Source organism: Rhizobium sp. CCGE531 (assembly GCF_003627795.1).
In the GTDB taxonomy this organism is placed as follows: Bacteria; Pseudomonadota; Alphaproteobacteria; order Rhizobiales; family Rhizobiaceae; genus Rhizobium.
Genome location: NZ_CP032684.1, coordinates 3,700,331 through 3,723,631 on the forward strand (window position 1 = coordinate 3,700,331; position 23,301 = coordinate 3,723,631).

The following is a 23,301-nucleotide window of genomic DNA, read 5'->3' on the forward strand; positions in this document are numbered from 1 at the left end:
CAAGATAATACGAAATACCTTGACGTCAAGGTAAATTCGTGGCGAGGTTTCGCCATGGATCGCATCGACAAAATTCTTGAGCAATGGCGCCGCGAACGGCCGGATCTCGACACCACGGCCATGGGTCTCTTCGGGCGCATGCGCAATCTCACGCTCCACCTCTCCCGCGAAATGGAGAAGACCTTTACACGCTTCGACCTGAATTCGGCGAACTTCGACATGCTGGCAACCCTGCGCCGCTCGGGCGAGCCCTATGCCCTCTCCCCCGGCGACCTCATGGATACGATGATGGTGACATCGGGCACGATGACCAATCGCATCGATCAATTGGAAAAAGCCGGCCTCGTCGCCCGCAGCCAGAACCCGGATGACGGCCGCAGTTTCCTGATATCCCTGACGCTGAAGGGTTTCGAGCTCATCGACGCGGCGGTGACGGCGCATGTGGAAACGCAGGCGCGGCTGGTTTCAACTCTTTCGGAAGAAGAGCGAATGGCGCTGGACGGCCTGCTGCGCAACTACTTAGCCGACTTCGAACCCCGCACCTAAGCCCGCGCGCCGCTCGGCGCAGATATCGCGAATACAGCCGCGCAGCCAGCGATGCGCCGGATCCGCATCCATCCGTGGATGCCAGAGCAGCGAGATCGTCACATGCGACGTCAGCACCGGCAGCGCGAAACTATGCATGCCGACGCGCAGGTTCCCCGTATACCGTTCGGGAACACTGACGATCAGGTCGGAAGCGCGCGCCAAGGCCAGCGCCGCCGAAAAGCTGCCGACGATGGTTGCGATCTGCCGCTCCAGCCCCAGCCCCTCCAGCGCCTCGTCGATCTGGCCTTTCTGCAATCCGCGCCGAGAGACGAGGATATGCCGGCCGGCGGCATAGCGGGCAGGCGTCATCACCCCCTCGCTCAACGGATGCCCGTTTCGCACCACCCCGATGAAGTGATCGTGGAACAGCGCCTGCGTCCGCAGCTCCGGGCCGGTATCGTCGCCCACCACGCCGGTCTCGAGATCGACCGTGCCATCCCGTAGCGGCGTGCTGTCCTTATCCAGCTTCTGCGTGAAATAGAGCCGCGCGCCGGGCGCCTGCTCGGCAACGCTGGCGATCAGCTCCGGCCCGAAATTCTCCACGAAACCCTCGCGGGTCCGTATCGTAAAGGTCCGGGCGAGCTGCTTCAAATTCAAGTTCTCGGCCGGCCGCAAGGCCGCTTCCGCCTCCTGCACGAGCCGGCCGAGGCTCCCGCGCAACTCCAGCGCCCGCGGTGTCGGAACGAGCCCGCGCCCGGCCCTGACCAGCAGCGGATCTCCTGTCGTCTCGCGCAAGCGGGCGAGCGCCCGGCTCATGGCGGATGGGCTCAGCCGCAATCGCCGGGCGGCGCGCGCGACACTGCCTTCGGCAAGCAGGACGTTGAGAGTGACGAGCAGGTTGAGATCGGGTGTGGACATGGCGCAACCATAGCATGGTTTTCCCGATATATAGCGTCAAACGCACGAATTAAGTGCAAATGATGCGCGTTCCGCCACATCACATCGAGAGCTACTTGTCTGCCGGGACTTTCTATTACCTCGTCAGAAATGGAGCTCATGTTGAAACCGATCATTGAAACGCCGGACAAGGCCGGGTCCGGACATATCAAAGCCGCTGCCTCGGTCCGCTGGGCGCTTGCGAGCCTCTCGCTCTCCATGCTGATGCCGTCGCTCGATACCAGCATCGCCAATGTCGGCCTGCCGACGCTCGCCCAGGCATTCGGCGCCTCCTTCCAGCAGGTCCAGTGGATTGTGCTTGCCTATCTGCTCGCCATCACCACGCTGATCGTCAGCGTCGGACGGCTGGGAGACATTTTCGGCCGGCGGCGCATGCTGCTGATCGGCATAAGCCTCTTCACGCTCGCCTCGCTCTTCTGCGGCATAGCGCCGACGCTCTCTCTCCTGCTCGCCGCCAGGGGCCTGCAGGGCCTCGGGGCCGCCATGATGATGGCGCTGACAGTGGCGATGGTCGGCGAAACCGTGCCGAAGGAAAGGACGGGCAGCGCCATGGGCCTGCTAGGCACAATGTCCGCGATCGGCACCACGCTCGGCCCATCGCTCGGCGGCATCCTGATCGCCGGCTTCGGCTGGGAAACCATCTTCCTCGTCAACGTGCCGCTCGGAATTGCAAACTTCCTTCTCGCCGCCCGCTTCCTGCCGGCGGATCGTCCAGGCACGAAAACCGGCCAAGACCGTCCGGATGCGATCGGCACCTTTCTGCTGGCCCTGGCGCTGGCAGCTTACGCGCTGGCCATGACCATGGGACAGGGCAGCTTCGGCGCGTTGAATCTCGGCCTGCTGCTGGCGGCCGCCTTTGGCATCGCCCTCTTGGTCTTCACCGAGGCGAAAGTGAAGTCGCCGTTGCTGCGCCTTTCCATGTTCCGCGATACCTCGCTGAGCGCGGGCCTTGCCATGAGCACGCTAGTTTCAACGGTCATCATGGCGACACTGGTGGTCGGGCCTTTCTATCTCTCCCGCGCCCTCGGCTTCGATGCCGCCGATGTCGGCGCCATCATGTCGGCCGGCCCTTTGGTGTCAGCCCTGACAGGCGTGCCGGCCGGCCGCATCGTCGACCGCTTCGGCGCCCGTCGCATGAGCGTGATTGGCCTGATCGGCATGATGACGGGCCTCTCGCTGATGGCAGCGCTGCAGGGACGCTTCGGTGCCGCCGGCTATATCGGCCCACTGGTCATCGTCACCGCCAACTACGCGCTGTTTCAGGCGGCCAACAACACCGCGATCATGAAGGACATAAGCTCGGAGCAACGTGGCGTGATTTCCGGCATGTTGAGCCTCTCGCGAAATCTCGGCCTGATCACCGGCGCCTCCGTCATGGGCGCAGTCTTCACGCTGGCCTCGGGAACGACAGACGTCACCACGGCCCGCCCCGAAGCGGTCGCCACGGGCATGCAGATCACATTCTCGGTTGGAGCCTTGCTGATCGCCGTGACGCTGGTCATCGCCATCACCGGCCTGGCTTTTGCAAAGCGCAGCACCCTTTCGCGGGAAGCCTCGTGAGGATGGAATGCAAGGGATGGCGGACAACAGATCCGCCATCCGATCAAGCCGACCCGTGGCTGCCGAACTCGGCGGAGACGAAGTCGAGAAAGCTGCGGAGCTTCGGCGTGACGCGGCGATCCGGCGCGTAGAGGATATGCAACGGGCGCGTCGGCACGCCGTATCCGGGCAGAATAGGCACCAGCGCACCGGTCTCGAGGCTGGATTGAATGAGCTCGAACGACTGCAGGACGATCCCCAGCCCCGCCAATGCAGCGTTCAGCAGCGCCTCGCCATTGTCGATCATCAGCCGGCCGGAGATCGGAATGCTCACACTCCCCTCCGGCCCTTCGAAGTCCCAATGCGTCCTCAACATGGTATGCGAGAAGATGAGGCACTCATGGTCTCGAAGATCATCCGGCCTGGAGGGAGCCCCATGGGATTGGAGGTAGCTCGGCGCCGCGCATGCCACCAATCGATACGGGTCGAGGCGGCGGGCAATCAATCCGCTGTCGGCAAGATCCCCGATACGAAAGACCGTATCATAGCCCTCGTCGATCAGATCCACCATGCGGTTCGTAAGCGACAGATCGATCGAGACCTCCGGGTGCGCGCTCAGATATTTGGGAAGTTTCGGCGCGAGAGCATGAATCCCGAACGTAACCGGAGCGTTGACCCTCAGCTTTCCGCGCGGCACGGCCCGCGTTTCAGCCGCCAGCGCCTCCGCGGCCTCGACCTCGGCGAGGATATTGCGGCAGCGCTCGTAAAACTGGCTGCCGACCTCCGTCAGATGCTGACGACGCGTCGTACGGTTCAGAAGCCGAACGCCAAGATGCTGCTCAAGAAACTGCACATGCTTGCCGACGAGCTGCGGCGACATGTTCAATGCATCCGCCGCGGCGCTGAACGAGCCCAGCTCGACCGCCTTGACGAAGATGCTCATGCTGGAAAAGCGGTCCATTAGAAACATTCCGTTTCAAGTATAAACTCACATAGCTTATTTATCTCGATATAGCGATAATTCTATTGATTGGTCAGCAACAACAAGGAGCTGACGAACATGAAAATCGCTGTAATTGGTACTGGAAATATGGGTGCAGGTCTGGCCCGGCTTCTGGCTGGAACGGGCTCCGAGATGGTGATTGGTCATCGCGACCCGGCAAAGGCCGCATCTTTCGCCGCAGAGCTGGGCGGGAATGTCGAAGCAGGTGGCATTGCCGCCGCCATCAAGCTCGCGGATATCGCCATTCTGGCTCTGCCCTATGGCGCGATAGCGGAAGCCTTGAAGGAAGCGGGCAATCTCAAGGGAAAGGTGCTGATCGATGTCAGCAACCCCACTACCGCGGACTTCCGTGGTCTCGTCGTCGGACACTCGACTTCAGCAGCCGAGGAGATCCAGGCGCTCGCGCCTGGGGCAACGGTGATAAAGGCCTTCAACACCATCTTCGCACCGCTGCTGCCGCGCGAAGCCCGCAACGGCAAGGTGCTGCAGGTCTTCATCGCCGGCGATGATGAAAAGGCCAAGGACGCCGTCTCCCACCTCGCCAGCGCCGCCGGCTTTGAAGCGGTCGATGCCGGTCCCCTCTCCAATGCCCGCTTCATCGAGCCCATTGGCGAGATGAATATCCACTTCGGCTTCTTCCTCGGCAAGGGTCCTTCCGTGGCGCCCGTCTGGGTTCAGCTCTGACCGCGGTCGACACAGAATCGAGACGAAAAAGGCCGGGAACTTTTGTTCCGGGCCTTGTCACATGAATGATCGACGGCTCCTGCCAATCAGAAGCTTGCCGTCATCGGATCCGGACCGATGCGGCCGCCGGCCGAATCGAGCTTGGCGATCTCGGCCAGATCGTCGCCATCGAGCTTGAAATCGAAAACCTTGAGGTTTTCCTCGATGCGGCTCGGCGTCACCGATTTCGGGATGACGATCAGGCCGTTGTCGATGTGCCAGCGGATGATGACCTGCGCCGGCGTGCGGCCGTGCTTGGCGGCAACCTTGCCGATCACGGCATTGGTCAGAAGCTTGCCCTGGCCGAGCGGGCTCCAGGATTCGGTCTTGATGCCGAGCTTGTCGTGCACCTCGCGAAGCGCCTTCTGCTGGAAGGTCGGGTGCAGCTCGATCTGGTTGAGCACAGGCGTCACGCCGGTTTCGCCGATGATGCGGTCGAGATGTTCGTTGGCGAAGTTGGAAACGCCGATCGAACGGGCACGACCTTCTTCCTTGAGGCGGACGAAGGCCTTCCAGGTATCGAGGTAGCGGTTGCGGTGCGGCGACGGCCAATGGATGAGATAGAGATCGACATAGTCGGTGCCGAGGCGCTTCAGGCTTTCGTCGAAGGCCCTCAGCGTGGAATCGAAGCCCTGGGCCTCGTTCCAGAGCTTGGTGGTCAGGAAGATGTCCTTGCGGGCGACGCCGGACTGGCGCATGCCTTCGCCGACACCATCTTCGTTTTCATAAATGGCTGCGGTATCGACATGGCGATAGCCGGCTTTCAATGCCGTGCTGACCGCCATCGGCGCGACGTTCTCCGGCGTCTGCCAGACGCCGAGGCCGACCTGCGGAATGGAATTGCCGTCGTTGAACGTGATTGTCGGTTGCGTGGTCACGATAAGTCTCCAAGGGATGAGAAGCGGGTGGAGTGAAGGCGTGATGTAAATTCGGAAAGAAAGGATCCGGGCCGCGCCCGCGCGCGCGCGCCGGTAAAAACCCATATAGTGGAGGACGTTGGTATTTTAACCCCGGGCCGCCGCTCAGACAACCCGGATAGTCGTTCCCTTGCGCAGCAGGGGAAGGATGCGCCGCATGTCGCGAAGATTGACTGCGACGCATCCCGCCGTCGGCTCGTAACCCGGCCTGATCAGGTGGAAGAAGATCGCCGAACCGCGATAACGCCGGCGCGAACGCACATTCCAGTCCAGCACCAGGCAGATATCGTAGAGACTGTCCCCCCGCCGCATTTCCTCGTGGCTCGGCTTGAAGGGAGCCTTCACCAGCCTGTTGTAGTTGGCGTTGTCAGGCTGGTCGCACCAGAGCATGTCCTTGCGAATGCGCCGCATCGGCAGGGAGGTCCGCAGGAAGCGGACCTGATCGCCGCGCGTGAAGCCATAGAGCAGCTTCATGCAAGCAATCGGCGTCGCGCCGTCCCCTTCTCGCTTCAAGATGCTGCGCCCGGATCTGCCGATTGCCGCCGGCACGATGAGCGGCCCCACCTGCACCAGCGCCCGTATTTTCTTACCCGGCGCAGGACGCACGATGATGGTGGAAGCGGTCCGCCTGGCCGCCGCCCTTGTCTTTTCCATTTTTCTCACATGTTTTTGCTTTGCGTGTGATTTCATTTGAAATCATAGCAGTTTCGATCAAACGACCAAGCCTGGGCCGCGTCGCGGCTTGCTAAAAATGCAATTTGGCGTAGGACTTAGGTGGGATTAGAACGAGGATCCGAACGGCATGACCGCACGCACCATTCTTCTGGTGGACGATGACAACGACCTGCGCGAGATGCTGGTCGAGCAACTATCGCTTTATGAGGAATTCACCGTCCTGCAGGAAGCGACCGCCGGAAAAGGCGTGCAGACCGCGCGTACCGTGCCTGTCGATCTCCTCATCATGGATGTCGGACTGCCTGATATGGACGGCCGCGAAGCCGTGAAACTGCTGCGCAAGAACGGCTTCAAGGCACCGATCATCATGCTGACGGGTCACGACACGGATTCCGACACCATTCTCGGCCTGGAAGCCGGCGCGAATGATTACGTCACCAAGCCGTTCCGCTTCGCCGTGCTGCTGGCGCGCATCCGCGCGCAGCTGCGCCAGCACGAGCAGAGCGAGGACGCGACGTTTACCGTCGGCCGCTATCTCTTCAAGCCGAGCCAGAAGCTTCTGACGACCGAGGACGGACAGAAGATCCGCCTCACGGAAAAGGAAGCAGCCATCATCCGCTATCTCTATCGCGCCGACCAGAAGGTCGTCACCCGCGATATCCTTCTCGAAGAAGTCTGGGGCTACAATTCCGGCGTTACCACCCATACGCTCGAAACCCACGTCTACCGCCTCCGCCAGAAAATCGAGCGCGACCCTTCCAATGCCGAGATTCTGGTGACGGAAAACGGCGGCTACAAGATCATTCCGTAGGCCGCAAACATGGCGCTGAACGACGATATCCGACTGCTGTCGCAACTGCCGCTGTTTCACGGCATGGGCGATGAGCCGCTGCGGCTGATCGCCTTCGGCGCCGATCGCCGTCACGTGAACCTGGGCCAGACCCTGTTCAGGGAAAAATCACCCGCCGAATGCGCCTATGTCGTCACGCGCGGCAGCTTCGAACTCAGCACGGTCGATGCGAGCGGGCAGAAGCAGGTCGAAGCGATGGTCCAGGCCGGCACCATGCTTTCGGAACTGGCGCTGGTAACGCTGGTGGAGCGGAAATATACGGCTGTTGCCGCCGAGGAATCCGACGTGATCCGCATCACGCGCGCTCTCTTCCACCGGCTGATCGAAGAATATCCCGATGCCGGCCTGCTGATCCAGAACCGCATCCGCGAAAACTTTGCCGCCCTCGCCAGGCAGGCGGCAGCGCTTCTCGGCCGTTTTTCCTAGCGCGCTCCCCTTTAGAGATTGAAATGCGCCGTGACAGGCACATGGTCGGACGGACGATCCCAGCCGCGCGCTGCCTTGAGAATCTCGATCCGCTGAAGATGAGGGCCAAGATCGGATGACGACCAGATATGGTCGAGGCGGCGGCCGCGGTCGGCAGCCTCCCAATCCTTGGCGCGGTAGCTCCACCACGTATAGAGCTTTTCGTTTTCCGGCACGTGCTGCCGCATCAGGTCGAGCCAGGCGCCGCGCTTCATCACCTCGATCAGCCCGTCGGTCTCGACCGGTGTATGGCTGACGATCTTCAAGAGCTGCTTGTGCGACCAGACGTCATGCTCCAGCGGCGCGATATTGAGATCGCCGACAAGGATCGCCGACGTGTTCTGTTCGGCATTGGCATGCAGCCGCTTCATTTCCTCGATGAAATCGAGCTTGTGGCCGAACTTCGGATTGATGCTGCGATCCGGTTCGTCGCCGCCGGCCGGAACGTAGAAATTATGCAGCCTGATGCGCCGGCCGCCGCGCTCGAAGATCGCCGAGATATGCCTGCTGTCGCCGACATTACAATAATCCTGCCGATGATCCTCGGTCAGCGGAAAGCGCGAGGCGATCGCGACGCCGTGATAGCCCTTTTGGCCATGGATGATGATGTGCTCATAGCCGAGGGCGCGTAAGGGAGCATGGGGGAAAAGGTCGTTCGGAACCTTGGTTTCCTGCAGGCAGAGAATGTCGGGCCGGGCCTGCATGACGAACTGCTCGACGATGGGCATGCGCAGCCGCACCGAGTTGATGTTCCAGGTCGCAATCGATAATCCCATGCCCAAGCCTTTCCCCAAGAACAATTCCAGGAAAAATGCGCAGCGGTTTTCCATCCGGAATTGCGTCAAAACAGACAACTGGAGCAGCCCGGCGATTCGGTGAAACGCGGGGCCGCCCCAGTCAGGCTAAGGCTTTAGACCGGCCGCGACGGAAAGGAAAGCGCCATTCCGTGCTCACCCCGCGGCCGAATGTGGAGAGGTCGATCAGCGCGTATAATCGATGCGGAAAACGCTGTCGTCGAAGGCGACATTGGCCTTCACATTGTTGATGATGACGTCGGTCGTCTTGCCCTGCGGATCGATCACGGTCCACTGGCGCAGATCGTAGGTTTTCGAATCGAAGATCATCGTGATGGTGGAATCGCCGAAGACGGTACGGTTGCCGAGCGTGATCTTGGTGAGATCCGGTTTGGAATCGACATCGCGAACCATGTCGGCGGAAAGATCGATCTTGTTGGCAAGCAGCAGGCTCAGCGGCGTCTTCGACAGCTGATACATGTTTCTGGTCTGCGTCTGGTCGTTGATGACCTGCACGTTGCTGCCGTCGCAGATGACGCGCATGCGGGACGGCGGGTCGTAGTTGAAGCGCATCTTGCCGGGCCGCTGGATGAAGAAGGTGCCGCTCATCTGATCGCCGCGCGGACCGATCTGCAGGAAGCCGCCCTTCATCGATTTGATGGACGAAAAGTGATCGGCGATGGCCTGGGCAATACCGGGATTGAGGGTGGCTGTGGCTGCCTGAGCCTGGTCTTGGGCCTGCGCAAAGGCCGAAACCGGCAGAGCGCCCGCCGCGCCGGCCGCGACCACGGCGCCGAGGAAATGCCGGCGGGTCAGGGAAAGTCGGCTGGACGGCCGCGCATCAAACTTGGTCATCGAATTCTCCTTCATGCTTTGTCCATGGCGCGCAAAATCGGCGTCTTCATGGCGCAACGGCCCATGTCCGGTTGTGGGCCGCGATCAAATTTCCCTGAGCATAGCCGGGATATACGACGCGAAAAGAACCTGTGGCCTCAGCGATCCAGAATATCGGCCTTGGTTGGAACGAGAATCTCGCGCTTGCCGGCATGGTTGGCCGGGCCGATCACGCCTTCCTCCTCCATGCGCTCGATGAGCGACGCCGCACGGTTATAGCCGATGCCGAGACGGCGCTGGATATAGGAGGTCGAGGCCTTGCCGTCGTTAAGAACGATCGCGACCGCCTGGTCGTAGGGATCCTCCGAATCGGCGAGATTGGAGGTGCCCGCCGGGCCGTGGCCGTCATCGTCCTCGTCGTCATCGGCGGTGATCGCATCGAGATATTGCGGCGCGCCCTGCGTCTTCAGATAAGCGACGATATCTTCCACTTCGCCATCCGCGACGAAGGGGCCGTGTACGCGCTGGATGCGCCCGCCGCCGGCCATATGCAGCATGTCGCCCATGCCGAGCAGTTGTTCGGCCCCCTGCTCGCCGAGAATGGTGCGGCTGTCGATCTTCGAGGTCACCTGGAAGGAGATGCGGGTCGGGAAGTTCGCCTTGATCGTGCCGGTGATGACGTCGACCGAGGGACGCTGCGTCGCCATGATGACGTGGATGCCGGCGGCGCGCGCCATCTGCGCCAGGCGCTGCACCGCGCCTTCGATATCCTTGCCGGCGACCATCATCAGATCGGCCATTTCGTCGATGATGACGACGATATAGGGCATCGGCTTCAGGTCGAACTCTTCCGTCTCGTAGATCGCCTCGCCGGTCTGGCGGTCGAAGCCGGTCTGCACCGTGCGGCTGATCGCCTCGCCCTTGGCAACGGCCTGCTCGACGCGGGAATTGAAGCCGTCGATATTGCGCACGCCAATCTTCGACATCTTCTTGTAGCGCTCTTCCATCTCGCGGACGGTCCATTTGAGCGCGACGACAGCCTTCTTCGGGTCGGTGACGACAGGCGACAAGAGGTGCGGAATGCCGTCATAGACGGAAAGCTCCAGCATCTTCGGATCGATCATGATCAGGCGGCACTGTTCCGGCGTCATGCGATAGAGCAGCGACAGGATCATGGTATTGATGGCGACGGATTTACCCGAACCGGTGGTTCCGGCGACAAGCAGATGCGGCATCTTGGCGAGATCGGCAATGACGGGTTCCCCGCCGATCGTCTTGCCGAGCGCCATCGCGAGCTTCGCCTTGGAGGTCTCGAAATCGCGGCTGGCGATGAGCTCGCGCAGATACACCGTTTCGCGCGTCGAGTTCGGCAGCTCGATGCCGATGGCATTGCGGCCGGGAACGACGGCGACGCGCGCGGCGATGGCGCTCATCGAGCGGGCGATATCGTCGGCAAGGCCGATGACGCGTGAGGACTTGATGCCGGGCGCCGGCTCCAGTTCATAAAGCGTGACGACCGGACCGGGACGGACATGGATGATCTCGCCCTTGACGCCGAAATCCTCCAGCACGCCTTCGAGCATGCGGGCATTCTGCTCCAGCGCATCGGCCGAGAGCGTCGCATCGCGGGCGACGGCCTTCGGCTCGGCCAGCAGGTGAACGGCCGGAAGCTGGAAGCCATAAGGGCGAATGAAGGAGGTCTGCGCCTCGCGTTCAGCCCGTGCGCCGGGCTTCGGGCGCGGTGCGGCCGGAGTGACGCGATGACCGTCGGCTCCCCTCGGTGAGGCCGTGGTCAGCGGCCAGGCGTCGTCCTCGTCGTCGGGCAGGATACCGGCCGGGCGCGGCGGATCACGATCATAGATCGAATCCTCGTCTTCATCCTCGTCATCGCCGAGGCTGATCGACGGCGCGGAAACCACGCGGCGCGCCGCGGGGCCATCCATGGACGGATCGAGACGATCGCCGCGAGCAACCGGCGCCTTGGCGCGCACGGGCTCGTTCAGTGTCCCGAATTCGTCATCGTTGAAATCATAGGGCGCGTCAAAGGCGTGGTCGCGGCGCTTGCGCGGACCCATGCCGAACAGGCGGCGAAGGCGGGCCTGCGTATTGTACCAGGCATGCATGACGGCACCGAAGGCCAGGAAGTTGCTAAGGAAGCCGCCGCGATCGTCATCCTCGTCTTCATCGCCCACCCGGCGGGCGCGGCTGCGCGTTTCCTCATAATCCTCCTCGCCCTCTTCATCCTCGACCAGGCTTTCCCCGATCACGCCGGAGGCGAAGAGCATGAGCCAGATGGCCGGAACGGCGAGAAGCGAGCCGACGATCGTGGCCACGACGCCGCTCGGATAGGTGCCGATGAACAAGGCGGGAAAGCGCAGGAGAAGATCGCCGATCACGCCGCCGATACCGTTCGGGATCGGCCAGGTCGGCGGTGCCGGAAAGCAGGCGATCGAGCCGGCCGCGACAATGCAGCCGCCGAACCAGGCGCCGAGCCGCGAGGGCACCCGATGAAGCTTGCGGTTGGAAATCAGCGCGAAAGCCCAGGCAACGATCGGCAGCAGCGCTAGCACCGAGGCAAGGCCAAACGACTGCATCATGATGTCGGCAAAGGCAGCGCCGGGAAACCCGAGAAGATTGGTCGGCGCATTGGCAGTTGCGTGGGAATAGCTGGGATCCATGACGTTCCAGGTCGCCAGCGCCGCAACGGCGAGCGCCAGCAGGAACAGCAGTGCGAAGCCCGTCAGGCCCTTGACCTGACGCCAAACCACACTCGATAGCGATAAACGGTCTGGCCGACCGCTCAACGCCGCCGAATTGCTTCTGCCCATGATATCCAGCCCCGTTCCTTGTCGATAGCGCAAGCGAATCGGCCGATGCCCACTCGCCGGCAGGTTAGCCCTACCTAATCAGAGGAGGGTTAATGGCATGTTAACCATGCGCTCCAGCTCGACGAATCGCCGATTTTTACAGCCCGCTGAGCCCTATAAACAAAAAGGGCCCGAACCGGGGTTCGGGCCAAGAGCGGCCTATTTGCAATGAAACAGGTCGCGACGGGACGTTTGACGATGCCGGGGGCCTTACCCCGGCATCGCAAGCTCCGATCAGGAATTGTGGTATGCAGCTTCGCCGTGCGAGGCGAGGTCGAGACCTTCGCGCTCGGCTTCCGGAGCAACCCGCAGGCCGATGATGACGTCGACGACCTTGTAGAGGATCGCGGAGCCGATGCCGCACCACAGGATGGTGGTAACGACGGCGGTCAGCTGGACCATGACCTGGCTGCTCATGGTGACACCTTCGGCATAGCCGACACCGCCGAGCGAGGCGCTGGCGAAGATGCCGGTCGCAATGGCGCCGAAGATGCCGCCGATGCAGTGCACGCCGAAGACGTCGGCCGTATCGTCGTAGCCGAACTTGTTCTTCACGACCGAGACGAAGAAGTAGCACAGCGGCGAGACGATGAGGCCCATGACGATCGCGCCCATCGGGCCGGCGATGCCGGCGGCGGGCGTGATGGCGACGAGGCCGGCAACCATGCCCGAAGCGCCGCCGAGCATGGAGGCCTTGCCGCGGGTGAAGGTTTCAACCAGCGACCAGGAGATGATGGCGGCCGCGGTGGCGATGAAGGTGTTGACGGTCGCAAGCATTGCGCCGCCGGACGCTTCGAGGTTCGAGCCGGCGTTGAAGCCGAACCAGCCGACCCAGAGCATGGATGCGCCGACCATGGTCAGCGTCATGGAATGCGGAGCCATCATGTCCTTGCCGAAGCCGACGCGCTTGCCGACCAGAATGGCGCCGACGATGCCTGCGATACCGGCATTGATGTGAACGACGGTGCCGCCTGCGAAGTCGAGAGCGCCCATCTTGAAGAGCATGCCGTTGGAATCCCAGACCATGTGAGCGATCGGGAAATAGACGAAGGTCGCCCACAGCGCGCAGAAGAGCACGGCGGCGCCGAACTTGATGCGCTCGGCGAAGGCGCCGATGATCAGGGCCGGCGTGATGGCGGCGAAGGTCATCTGGAACAGCATGAAGATGAATTCAGGAATGACGACGCCCTTGGAGAAGGTCGCAGCCGTGGTCGACGTCGAGACGCCCGAAAGGAACATCTTGGCCGTGCCGCCCCAATAAGGGCTGGTGCCGCCGCCGAAGGCGAAGGAATAGCCGTAAAGGACCCAGATGATCATCACGACGGCGCCGATCATCGTGCACTGCATCAGAACCGACAGCATGTTCTTGGCGCGGACGAGGCCACCGTAGAACAGCGCAAGACCCGGCACGAGCATGAAGAGCACGAGAATGGTGGAGATGAACATGAAGGCGGTGTCGCCCTTGTCCGGAACCGGAGCGGCAGCGGTCGCGGCAGCAGCAGCCGGAGCGGCCTCCTGCGCGAAGGCGATCGCCGGCGCGAGCAGCGCCGCAGAAAGCGCGCCCACCCGTGCGAAGGTGGAGGAAAGCTTGGAAGATGACATGCAAATAACTCCCTGATCGGCCGTGTTCTTACAGCGCTTCTGAATCGGTTTCGCCCGTACGGATGCGCACGGCATGGTCAATGGAATAGACAAAGATCTTGCCGTCGCCGATCTGGCCGGTCTTGGCGGCCGACGCGATGGCCTCGACGGCCTTGTCGACGATTTCGGATGCGACTGCGACCTCGATCTTCAGCTTCGGCAGGAAGCTGACTGCATATTCGGTGCCGCGATAGATTTCAGTATGCCCCTTCTGGCGCCCGTAGCCCTTCACTTCGGTCACAGTCAGGCCCTGGATGCCGACAGCCGTGAGGGCCTCACGGACCTCATCGAGCTTGAACGGCTTGATAATGGCCATCACAATTTTCATCTGGTTTCCCATCCTTTGTTTACCCTCGGCACGGAGCCGACTCTCCTTGCCGCCGACGAGTGTTTCTGCAGCGACTGGGCATACACATTCAAAGGACGTGCCAGTTTCGTGACGTATTTATAACGCGTTGAAATCTAAGGAGTTTATTGCGCAAAGCCAATAAAGCGGCAATTTGCGCCGCGCCAACCGCACAAATAAAGTGCAAATTTATAAATTTGCCTTTTATTTAATCATTTGCCTTTTTACGAATCAGGCCTTCCTGCGCCACCGACGCAATCAGGACACCGGATCGCGTAAACAGGCTGCCGCGGGTAAAGCCGCGCGCGCCGGATGCGCTGGGGCTTTCCTGGCTGTAAAGCAGCCAGTCGTCGAGCTTGAACGGACGATGGAACCACATGGCATGGTCGAGGCTCGCCACCTGGATGCTCGGATCGAGAACCGATGTGCCATGCGCATTGAGGGCAACATCGAGCAGCGTCATGTCCGAGAGATAGGCAAGCACGGCATTCTGGTAGAGCCGGTCGTCCGGCACCGGCCCGGTCGGGCGGATCCAGATATTCTGCCGCTGGCTTGGCTGCGAGCGGGAAAAATAGCTCTCGATCGAAACGGGCCTGATTTCGATCGCCCGCTTGCGCTCCCAGTAACGGCGCACGTTCTCGGGCGCGTGGGCAAGATAACGCTGCTTCACCTGCTCCTCGTCCATCAGCTCCTCCGGCATCGGTACATCGGGCATGTCGCCCTGATGGTCGAAGCCGGGCTCATCGAGCTGGAAGGACGCCGTCAATGCAAAGATCGCCTTGCCGTGCTGGACTGCGAGCACGCGCCGCGTATTGAAGCTGGAACCGTCACGCAGGCGGTCGACCTGATAGAGGATAGGCACGGAAGGATCGCCCGGCAGCATGAAATAGGCATGCAGCGAATGCGCGAAACGATCGCCGTCAACAGTTCTTTGCGCCGCCATCAGCGCCTGGCCGATGACCTGACCGCCGAAGACGCGCTGCCAGCCGACCTGCGGGCTGTTGCCGCGAAACAGGTTCATCTCGATCGTTTCCAGATCGAGCGTCGCGAGCACGGTTTCCATCGGGGTAAGCTTCTCGGTCTCTCGCGACATTTTGCTTGAACTCCAATGGTAGGAACCAGGAATAGGATGCTCTATATAGAGCAGGAAGCGACAGTAAGACACGGGGTGAGCACTATGTTGGACATGCTGGTAGTGGGTGGCGGATATGTGGGTCTTGCCGCAGCGGTCGCAGTCAAGCAGGCAGCCCCCCACCTCGGCGTCATGATCGTCGAGGCGTCCCCCGAAACCGCCTGGAAGAAGGACATGCGGGCTTCGGCGGTCATCGCGGCTGCCTCGAAGATGCTGGATGTCCTGGGCATCTGGGACGAGATCGCGCCGGAAGCCGAACCGATCACCCGCATGATCGTCACCGATTCGCGCACCAGCGATCCCGTCCGCCCCGTCTTCCTCACCTTCGACGGCGAAGTGGCCGAAGGTGAGCCCTTCGCCCATATGGTGCCGAATCTGATCATGGTCGGGGCGCTGCGCGGCGCCTGCGAGCGTCTCGGCGTCACGATCAAGCATGGGCTCAGCGCTACCGGATTCGTCACCGACGATGCCAAGACCACCCTTACCCTATCCGATGGCAGCACGTTGGAAACGCGGCTCCTGGTCGCCTGCGACGGCGTGCGCTCCAAGTTGCGCGACATGGCTGGCATCAAGACGGTCAACTGGGACTACGGCCAGTCCGGCATCGTCGTCACCGTCGAGCACGAGCGGCCGCATGGCGGCTGCGCCGAGGAGCATTTCCTGCCCTCCGGCCCCTTCGCCATCCTGCCGCTGAAGAACAACCGCTCGTCGCTCGTCTGGACGGAGCGCACCTCCGACGCCGAACGGCTGGTCGCCTCCGACGATCTCCTCTTCGAGGAAGAACTGGAGCGCCGCTTCGGCCATAAGCTCGGCAAGCTCGCCGCCGTCGGCGAGCGCCGCGCCTTCCCGCTCGGCCTGACGCTTGCCCGCGCCTTCGTCGCGCCGCGCTTTGCGCTGGCCGGCGATGCCGCCCACGGCATCCACCCGATCTCCGGCCAGGGCCTCAATCTCGGCTTCAAGGATGTGGCGGCCCTTGCCGAAACCATCGTCGAGGCCGACCGCCTAGGCCTCGATATCGGCTCGATCAATATCCTCGAGCGCTACCAGACCTGGCGCCGCTTCGACACCTTCCGCATGGGGGTGACGACCGACGTGCTGAACCGGCTCTTCTCCAACGACAACACGCCGCTCCGCATCGCCCGCGACTTCGGGCTAGGGATCGTCGACCGCCTGCCGAACCTCAAATCCTTCTTCATCGGCCAGGCCGCCGGCACCACCGCTAAGGATAATCCTCGGCTGCTGGCCGGCGAGGCGATTTGAAGGGGCGGGACCGAAGTGAGATCAATTTGGTGGCAAATGCCACATGAGCCAGCAATAAGCCCTGAATTGGCAATCAGCTCCCGAATAGTATGCGGGCCGCTGGTCAATTCCCAACCAGCTGTGGCTTTTATCCAACGGCCCCATGGTTTCGCCACAACCTACCTAAGCCGAATCAATGGTCAAAATTGACGGCGCAGTCACTGCCAACATCATCTATGCGAGACCCCATCTAAGTTAACAAGGTGCGGCGGGTCATGCTGTCGCAAGAGCCGTTGCCAACCTTAAATCAGCCGTGTCGTACGAAGGTACTCCTTGTGATTGATTATCTGCCCGGTGAGCCCAAATATAAACGCTGCCGTCATGCAGTTGCTGGCTCACAATGTGAAAGCCAGCTTGGTCGACCATTTCAGCAAGCGCTTGTGGCGTGATCAACGCGTAGAACGAGTAACCACGCAAAGATTTCAGAAGGAAGCCATCGTACCAAGGCTCTGCAGCCGGCAACTTCGCCATGCGCGTGAAATCAGAGTTTCTATATTGCACCACAAACAGGCAGCCAGCATTGGGTTCCAGCTTACACAGTATCTGGGCAAGAAGCCGTTGCCTCTCACTTGGCACAGGAATGGCCGACAGAACGTTGATGCAGAATGCTCTTTCGTAGAGGTCTGGACACTCAGCAAACTCAATGGTGCTAAAAACAGAAATGCGATTTGAGCCCCGGAAAATGTCTCGTATCGAAGTACGGTTTCCCTGTAAGGTCTGCTGCCGAGAAATTTGCACCTCTGAATCCACTAGGGATAGATGCTCAGTGGTTTGTAGCAGTGGTTCATAGTACCTCAACTTTCCACACCCAAAGTCGAGCGTACGGTTCACCGGTGACAGGTTGGCAACCAGAGTGGTTAGAAATTTCGAGCTTTGAGTTGCTGGCTTGGCGGCGTTTTCAGATTTCACAACCCTGCCGCCTGGTAGATTATAGTGCATTGAATTCCGCTGCCACGGCAGCACGTCGCGTCTCGTCTCGAACGACTTGAGCGACTTGGCTCTCTGCATATGCCGCGCTTTGCAGCCGAAAAAACCGCATGAGAAGCAGCAACACTATACATGCGATCAGAAGTAATGCAGCTGGGGTCCACGCGCCATAGACCGCCAAGATGGTCGCCGTAGCGAAGAGAAGCGTGATCGCTTCTAAGCAAATCCAAAACCAAGACCAATTCGTAAGAGCTTGAGTTATCGTGTGGCTATCGATTACTGGCTTAGTGCTAGAAACGTAAGCATAAAAGGTCGCGCCCATCAGACTTTTCCGTGATAGTCTTACTTTGTCGAACTGCGCAACCGACAGAGTAGATCCAGACGCAATGGCGAGCGGGTATAGTACATAATTCACATCAAACTCGCTGCGGATACGGAGGAGATCCGAAAGTCTATCATGTAGCTTTACCGCATGGGCGATAAGCGCGAACAAAATCGCTAAGGCTAGCACGCCGATAAGTGAAATGGGTAAATGCAGAAAATCTGCCGCTTCCTTGGGAAACACGCTATCGATGTAGTCGCTGAGTTCTGTCATCGGCCGCACGAATTGCCTTAACATGACGATACAGAAAATTGAAACGCCCCAAGTATACCAGCCAAGCTTGGTGAGCATTTCGCTATAGTTGTTCACGCTTAAGATTGGAAAGAAAGACATTTTTCGCCCCAAATATGTCTCGCTACTCAAATTGTACCATCTATGGACGCATTTACCTCGGAAATCAATCAACTTTTGGTCGAGACGGCGCTTATCGGTGATCATTATCTGTTGGTGACCACAGGCATAAACTTTCCCTCACTCACCTGTGGGATGCAGTAACACTTACTCCTGAATTCCGAAGAAACCAGCCTCAATCCTCGATGCGGCGTGCTTCCGAAATCAGCATGATCGGAATGCCGTCGCGGATCGGGTAGGCAAGGCGGCCCTTTTCCGAGATCAGCTCGTTCTTTTCCCGATCGTAGCTCAGCCGCCCCTTGGTGAGCGGGCAGACGAGCAGATCGAGCAGTTTCGGATCCACCTTGCTGACCGTGACATCCATGAGAAAGCTCCTATTGCATCATGGAATCGGTGTCGCCGGCGCCGGCCAGCACGATCTTGACGATGGCGATGAAGGTCTCGGCGCGGGTTTTCAGGTCCGGTGCCTCGAGGAGAGCCTGCTTTTCGGCCGGATCGAAGGGCGCCATGATCGACAGCGAATTGACCAGCATCATGTTATCGGCCCGCTCGACGCTTTCCCAATCCGCCTCGAGCTTGTTGGCCTCCAGATAGGCCCGGAAAGCCGAAAGCAGCGCCGTGCGATCCACCGTGTCTTCCTCGTGGTGGGATTTGAGATCCGAGATGAAGGGCGTGATGCGGAATGTGCGATAGGGCAGATGTCCGGTGATTTCATCCATCAGCCGGAAGCGGCATATGCCGGTCAGCGCGGCGATGTAACGCCCGTCGCCGGTCTCGGCGATGGACGTGATGCGCCCGAGACAACCGACATGCGAGAGATTGGAGGATTCGGCCGGTTCGGAAAGAGCGGGCTGCACGATGCCGATCAGCCTGTTGCCGGCGATGGCGGCATCGAACATGGCGAGATAGCGCGGCTCGAAGATATTGAGCGGGAGTTGCGCGCCGGGCAGCAGCAGCGCGCCGGACAGGGGAAACACAACCACCGATTCGGGCAGATCGCCCGGCTTCAGATATCTGGCATTACCGACTTGCATCTCTTCCATCCCGCTAGATCACCGCGCTGCCGGCCGCAGTGGGCCGCACAGGAACGACACACTCGCGGTCGCCATCCCGCGCCGCGTCGTCAGACAATGTGGGCTCATCCGCCGAAAACACAAGAGCATTTTGGCCAATGCCGATGCCTCACGCTCCCGGCCATCCGCGGCCGTTGTCTAACAACCGATCGCGCGGAAGGTTTCGCACGATCGTCATGTCCATCGAGAAAACAGGCCCGTCAGCAAAAAAGGCCTATTAGGAAAACAGGATCGAAGACAGCTTGCGGCGAGCCGCGATCGTGGCCGGATCCTTCGGACCCCACACATCGAAGAATTCCAGGAGCTGGCGGCGCGCGCCGTCATCGTCGAAGCCGCGATCTCTCCGCATGATGGTCAGAAGGTGATCTGCCGCCTCCTCGCGCTTGCCTTCGACATTGCGGATCTTGGCGAGCTTGACGCGCTGCTCGTGATTGTCGGGATTGGCGGTGAGTTCCTGCTCGATCGCAACGGGATCGCCGAGCTTGCGGGCCTCGTCGATCTGGTCGAGCTTCTTGACCACGGCCTGGATGCCGGCATCATTGGCGAGCGTCTCCGGCAGATCGGCAAGCGCCTCGCGAGCGCGCTGGCTCTGGCCAGCGGCGATCATGCATTCCGCCATGCCGGCAAGCGCCTTGGCATTTTCCGGATCGGCCTGCAGCACGGCGCCGAAGAGTTCGGCCGCGCCGTTGACGTCGCCGTCGGCGAGCAGGCCGCTCGCTTGTTCGAGAACGGCGGCAATCTCCGCCGCCTGATCGTCGGCACCACCCTCGGGACCGCCGAGACGATCGATGAACTGGCGGACCTGGCTTTCGGGAACCGCGCCCATGAAGCCGTCGGCCGGACGGCCATCGACGAAGGCGATGACAGCCGGGATCGACTGGATGCCGAGCTGGCCGGCGATCGACGGGTGGTCGTCGATGTTCATCTTGACCAGCTTGACGCGGCCCTGGGCTTCGGTGACGACTTTTTCGAGGACCGGCGTCAGCTGCTTGCACGGACCGCACCAGGGCGCCCAGAAATCGACGAGCACCGGCTGCTTGCGCGACTCTTCGATAACGTCCTTGGCGAAGGTCGCCGTCGTCGTGTCCTTGATCGGCGAAGCGCCGCCTGCGGCAGGCGCGCCGCCGTAGGATGCCGTGGCCGACATCTGTCCGCCGAAGGAAGCGTTATAGGGGTTGTTCGGACCGCTCATGAGTGTCTCCCGCCTGCCGGCATCCTTGATCTTATGAAAAACATGCTTCCCAAACGGTCCGGTAAGGTCCGCCCGGCAGCACGCCCGATGGAATGGTCAAGGCGACCGGACAATCCGAAGAGAAGCCGCCCGCCGTGATATTAGCGCTAAAATCGTACCTTAGCTCGTGACTTTCAAGACTAGCGGCGCATGACCCGTCGCCTCCATGAAGCGAAGCAGATCGGCGCTGGCAATCGACGTCGTCGCATCGTTCGACAGGGGATGGCAATTGACGATGTCATGCGCCATCAAATCGGCGTCGAGGATGAAGGTGACGTTGCTGGCCGTATCGTTGATCGCGCCGAAGGCCGTGACCGAGCCGGGAATGACGCCGAGATATTCCATCAGCTTTTCCGGCTTGCCGAAGGATACCTTGCTCGCGGCACCGATCAGCGTGTGCACGGTCTTCAGATCGACGCTGGCGTTTTCCTCGACGGTCAGCAGGAAGAAATTGTCCTTCTTATCCTTCACGAACAGGTTCTTCGTGTGGCCGCCGGGGATTTCGTCGCGCAGCGACACCGATTCGGCGACGGTGAAGACGGGAGCGTGGTCCTTGGTCGCATGGGCAATGCCGAGCCCGTCCAGGAAGCGGAAAAGATCGTCGCGGGTTTTCGGGTTGGTCTCGGTCATGACGTCTCGCAATCGAAAATGGTTCGCCCCTGATACGTCGCCCGCAATTTCATTGCAATCTTTGAGACGACAAAGCCCGGCGTTTCCGGGCTTTCCGGCGATCGCGGCAAAGACGCCGAAATTTTTCTTCGCGAACTCGTCATTTCCCTGTTGCATTTGAAAAACGGTTAGGCCATATAGCGCCCGTCGCCGCAAGACGACGCCCAGCGGTCCAACACACTACCCCGGATCGCGACGGGAATGAGCGGGTGTAGCTCAGGGGTAGAGCACAACCTTGCCAAGGTTGGGGTCGAGGGTTCGAATCCCTTCGCCCGCTCCAGTTTTCCAATTTTTTTCTGAAAAGAAGAAGCCACGGCCCAGGCCGAAGGCTACCTTTTCCGAAAAGACGGGTTTCCATACTCCCGTATCCTCCCCCGGCCTATGCTTTGCCCGATGCACCTTAAGGTCTCAAATCAGTCTCAATTGACGTTCAGGTCTGCGCTTCATTCTGACGGCTGGAACGCGGTACTCTTCGGATGAAAACAAAGATTTCCCCGCTGATTGCGATGCTGTCGCTTCTGCCGGCGCCTGTGCTTGCCCATCCGCACATTTTCATCGACGCCAAGTTCGAGGTCGTCGCCGCGCCCGACGGCTCGATCAGCGAGCTGCGCAACGTCTGGAACTTCGATGAGGTATTCTCCTCCTCCGTACTTCTGGATTACGACAAGGGCGGCAACCAGACGCTGACGGCGAGCGAACTCAAGGCTGTGGGCAAGACGGTCAGGGATTCGCTGGCGCAGTACGGCTACTATACGAATGTCACCAGCAACGGCAAAGCCGTGCCGATGGCCAAGCCGGACGCGATTGAGGCGGACTACAAGGATGGCTCGCTGATCCTCACCTTTTCGCTGAAGCCGGAGCAGAAGACCTTCCTCAAGGGGACGACGATCTTCGGAATCTACGACAAGACGCTTTATACGGCGGTCGATTTCGCCACCGACAACGACCTGGCCACATCTGGATCGGGCCTCGGCCGCTGCAAGCGCAAGGTGATCAGGCCCAATCCCAAGGAAGTCATGGCGGAGAACCAGGCCGCTCTCACCAGCATGTTCTTCAGCGATCCCAAGGGCACGGATTATTCGCTGCTCGTGGCGACGCGGCTGGAAGTCGACTGCTGATCCCGTTGGAGCAATTCCAGGAAAAGTGCATGGCGGTTTTCCGTCCGGAATTGTGGGAAAACAAGAGGATAGAGCCTTTTTCGCGATTCGAAGAAAAGCGGAATACTCTAGGGCCGCGCCGGAACTGACGCCTTCCCTCACTCCGGCGGCGGAGTATCGCTTCGCGCGCCTTCGCCGTTTCGCAAGGACGATATGGAGCGGCGGGCGATGATCCAGCAGCCGAGCGCCCAGGTCGCGCCGGCGCACCAGCCGCCGAGAACGTCCGACGGGTAATGCACGCCGAGATAGACCCGGCTCACGCCGATCATCAATGTCAGCAGGATGCCGGCAGCAACAGTGAAGGCGCGCGTCGAGCGATAGGTTCGCGTGCTTGAGATCAGCGCGGCCAGGGTCAGATAGGTCACCGCCGACACCATCGCATGGCCGCTCGGGAAGCTCAGATCATGCACTTCGACCAGATGCGGCACGATATCGGGCCGAGGCCGCGCGACGCCGATCTTCAATAACGCGCTCAGCGCCCATCCGCCAAGCACCGACGCGAGGAGGAAGATGGCGATGGCCCGCTGGCGGTCCAGCAGCAGATAGATCGTCACCAAAGCCGTCATCAGCGCCAGCACGGTCGTCCCACCGAGGCTGGTGATGTCCTTGACGGCATGGGTGAGCCATCCCGGCCCGATCGGCACGGAAAGATTGCCGGGCTGGCGAAGCGCCAGCAATATCGCCTCGTCGAATCCCCTCGTGCTTCCTTCGAGAACCTCACCCGTCAGATAGATGAACAGAAGAATTCCGCCCGAAAGAGCGGCGAACATCAAAAGCAGAAAGGGCTCATGCCGCTTCAACCATCCAGGTATGCCCGACGTGCCAAATGGCCGATCCTTCATGCGCTGAAACCTGCGTGTCGTGCTTTCATATCGCTTCTTTCATGGTCAAAGTCCAAATGGGACAAGGCCTATCTAGGAATTAAATTTGTCGCTTCCAAC

The 23,301-nt window shown here is 60.7% G+C and carries 24 protein-coding genes and 1 tRNA gene; 8 read left to right on the forward strand and 17 right to left on the reverse strand.

The features are described 5' to 3' along the window. Positions 1-54: 54 nt before the first annotated feature. A complete protein-coding gene (locus CCGE531_RS18060) occupies positions 55-546 on the forward strand; it encodes a MarR family transcriptional regulator (RefSeq protein ID WP_120665824.1) in 492 nt (163 codons plus the stop codon). On the opposite strand, the gene CCGE531_RS18065 is transcribed toward CCGE531_RS18060, so the two are convergent. Further along, positions 520-1,446 (reverse strand): LysR family transcriptional regulator, encoded by a 927-nt coding sequence (locus tag CCGE531_RS18065; RefSeq protein WP_120665827.1) that lies wholly within the window; start codon positions 1,444-1,446, stop codon positions 520-522. The two genes, CCGE531_RS18060 and CCGE531_RS18065, sit on opposite strands and share 27 nt — an antisense overlap. A gap of 138 nt (positions 1,447-1,584) precedes the next feature. Between CCGE531_RS18065 and CCGE531_RS18070 the strand changes: the two genes are divergently transcribed. After that, positions 1,585-3,045 (forward strand): MFS transporter, encoded by a 1,461-nt coding sequence (locus CCGE531_RS18070; RefSeq protein ID WP_120666931.1) that lies wholly within the window; start codon positions 1,585-1,587, stop codon positions 3,043-3,045. Positions 3,046-3,088: 43 nt separating this feature from the next. Here CCGE531_RS18070 and CCGE531_RS18075 read toward each other — a convergent pair whose 3' ends face one another. Further along, positions 3,089-3,985, reverse strand: a complete 897-nt coding sequence (locus CCGE531_RS18075; RefSeq protein ID WP_120665830.1) for a LysR family transcriptional regulator — start codon at positions 3,983-3,985, stop codon at positions 3,089-3,091. A 69-nt stretch (positions 3,986-4,054) separates the two neighbouring features. Here CCGE531_RS18075 and CCGE531_RS18080 point away from each other — a divergent pair, with 69 nt between their 5' ends. Further along, complete coding sequence (locus CCGE531_RS18080; RefSeq protein ID WP_281024430.1) at positions 4,055-4,711, forward strand: NADPH-dependent F420 reductase; 657 nt, start codon at positions 4,055-4,057, stop codon at positions 4,709-4,711. Positions 4,712-4,797: 86 nt separating this feature from the next. On the opposite strand, the gene CCGE531_RS18085 is transcribed toward CCGE531_RS18080, so the two are convergent. Next, complete coding sequence (locus tag CCGE531_RS18085) at positions 4,798-5,628, reverse strand: aldo/keto reductase (protein ID WP_120665833.1); 831 nt, start codon at positions 5,626-5,628, stop codon at positions 4,798-4,800. Positions 5,629-5,772: 144 nt separating this feature from the next. After that, complete coding sequence (locus CCGE531_RS18090) at positions 5,773-6,321, reverse strand: L,D-transpeptidase (protein ID WP_120665836.1); 549 nt, start codon at positions 6,319-6,321, stop codon at positions 5,773-5,775. A gap of 148 nt (positions 6,322-6,469) precedes the next feature. Here CCGE531_RS18090 and CCGE531_RS18095 point away from each other — a divergent pair, with 148 nt between their 5' ends. Continuing rightward, complete coding sequence (locus CCGE531_RS18095; RefSeq protein WP_120665839.1) at positions 6,470-7,153, forward strand: response regulator transcription factor; 684 nt, start codon at positions 6,470-6,472, stop codon at positions 7,151-7,153. A 9-nt stretch (positions 7,154-7,162) separates the two neighbouring features. Next, on the forward strand, positions 7,163-7,618 hold the full coding sequence (locus CCGE531_RS18100; protein WP_120665842.1) for a cyclic nucleotide-binding domain-containing protein: 456 nt from the start codon (positions 7,163-7,165) through the stop codon (positions 7,616-7,618). Between the two features lie 11 nt (positions 7,619-7,629). Here the strand turns inward: CCGE531_RS18100 and CCGE531_RS18105 are convergent, their stop codons facing one another. The 6 genes from CCGE531_RS18105 to tesB form a co-directional block, all read right to left on the reverse strand. Then, positions 7,630-8,433, reverse strand: coding sequence for an exodeoxyribonuclease III (locus CCGE531_RS18105; RefSeq protein WP_120666935.1), 804 nt, complete (start codon positions 8,431-8,433; stop codon positions 7,630-7,632). A 204-nt stretch (positions 8,434-8,637) separates the two neighbouring features. Further along, entirely contained in the window at positions 8,638-9,306 is a 669-nt protein-coding gene (locus CCGE531_RS18110) for an outer membrane lipoprotein carrier protein LolA (protein WP_120666937.1), read from the reverse strand. Positions 9,307-9,443: 137 nt separating this feature from the next. After that, on the reverse strand, positions 9,444-12,113 hold the full coding sequence (locus CCGE531_RS18115; protein WP_120665845.1) for a DNA translocase FtsK: 2,670 nt from the start codon (positions 12,111-12,113) through the stop codon (positions 9,444-9,446). A 273-nt stretch (positions 12,114-12,386) separates the two neighbouring features. Next, complete coding sequence (locus CCGE531_RS18120) at positions 12,387-13,754, reverse strand: ammonium transporter (RefSeq protein WP_120665848.1); 1,368 nt, start codon at positions 13,752-13,754, stop codon at positions 12,387-12,389. Positions 13,755-13,782: 28 nt separating this feature from the next. After that, positions 13,783-14,133 (reverse strand): P-II family nitrogen regulator, encoded by a 351-nt coding sequence (locus tag CCGE531_RS18125; protein ID WP_034509110.1) that lies wholly within the window; start codon positions 14,131-14,133, stop codon positions 13,783-13,785. A gap of 214 nt (positions 14,134-14,347) precedes the next feature. Beyond that, positions 14,348-15,232, reverse strand: a complete 885-nt coding sequence (gene tesB / locus CCGE531_RS18130) for an acyl-CoA thioesterase II (RefSeq protein ID WP_120665850.1) — start codon at positions 15,230-15,232, stop codon at positions 14,348-14,350. An 84-nt stretch (positions 15,233-15,316) separates the two neighbouring features. Between tesB and CCGE531_RS18135 the strand changes: the two genes are divergently transcribed. Then, the gene (locus CCGE531_RS18135) at positions 15,317-16,531 is read left to right on the forward strand and encodes a ubiquinone biosynthesis hydroxylase (RefSeq protein WP_120665853.1); all 1,215 of its coding nucleotides are present in this window, start codon (positions 15,317-15,319) and stop codon (positions 16,529-16,531) included. Between the two features lie 252 nt (positions 16,532-16,783). Here CCGE531_RS18135 and CCGE531_RS18140 read toward each other — a convergent pair whose 3' ends face one another. The 6 genes from CCGE531_RS18140 to CCGE531_RS18165 form a co-directional block, all read right to left on the reverse strand. Beyond that, on the reverse strand, positions 16,784-17,479 hold the full coding sequence (locus tag CCGE531_RS18140) for a methyltransferase domain-containing protein (protein ID WP_162943926.1): 696 nt from the start codon (positions 17,477-17,479) through the stop codon (positions 16,784-16,786). A gap of 19 nt (positions 17,480-17,498) precedes the next feature. Then, positions 17,499-18,212 carry a hypothetical protein gene (locus CCGE531_RS18145; protein WP_162943927.1) on the reverse strand — a complete coding sequence of 238 codons (714 nt, stop codon included), beginning with the start codon at positions 18,210-18,212 and terminating at the stop codon, positions 17,499-17,501. 193 nt (positions 18,213-18,405) lie between these two features. After that, positions 18,406-18,594 (reverse strand): Trm112 family protein, encoded by a 189-nt coding sequence (locus CCGE531_RS18150; RefSeq protein ID WP_069614795.1) that lies wholly within the window; start codon positions 18,592-18,594, stop codon positions 18,406-18,408. A gap of 10 nt (positions 18,595-18,604) precedes the next feature. Further along, positions 18,605-19,264 carry an LON peptidase substrate-binding domain-containing protein gene (locus CCGE531_RS18155; RefSeq protein ID WP_120665861.1) on the reverse strand — a complete coding sequence of 220 codons (660 nt, stop codon included), beginning with the start codon at positions 19,262-19,264 and terminating at the stop codon, positions 18,605-18,607. 256 nt (positions 19,265-19,520) lie between these two features. Next, positions 19,521-20,495 (reverse strand): thioredoxin, encoded by a 975-nt coding sequence (gene trxA / locus CCGE531_RS18160; protein WP_120665864.1) that lies wholly within the window; start codon positions 20,493-20,495, stop codon positions 19,521-19,523. A 159-nt stretch (positions 20,496-20,654) separates the two neighbouring features. Beyond that, complete coding sequence (locus CCGE531_RS18165) at positions 20,655-21,164, reverse strand: prolyl-tRNA synthetase associated domain-containing protein (RefSeq protein WP_120666939.1); 510 nt, start codon at positions 21,162-21,164, stop codon at positions 20,655-20,657. Positions 21,165-21,408: 244 nt separating this feature from the next. Here CCGE531_RS18165 and CCGE531_RS18170 point away from each other — a divergent pair. Both CCGE531_RS18170 and CCGE531_RS18175 read left to right on the forward strand, forming a co-directional pair. Further along, a tRNA-Gly gene (locus CCGE531_RS18170) sits at positions 21,409-21,483 on the forward strand. A 196-nt stretch (positions 21,484-21,679) separates the two neighbouring features. Further along, positions 21,680-22,321 (forward strand): DUF1007 family protein, encoded by a 642-nt coding sequence (locus CCGE531_RS18175; protein WP_120665867.1) that lies wholly within the window; start codon positions 21,680-21,682, stop codon positions 22,319-22,321. 137 nt (positions 22,322-22,458) lie between these two features. Here the strand turns inward: CCGE531_RS18175 and CCGE531_RS18180 are convergent, their stop codons facing one another. Beyond that, positions 22,459-23,202, reverse strand: coding sequence for a phosphatase PAP2 family protein (locus tag CCGE531_RS18180; protein WP_120665870.1), 744 nt, complete (start codon positions 23,200-23,202; stop codon positions 22,459-22,461). Positions 23,203-23,301: the final 99 nt, after the last annotated feature.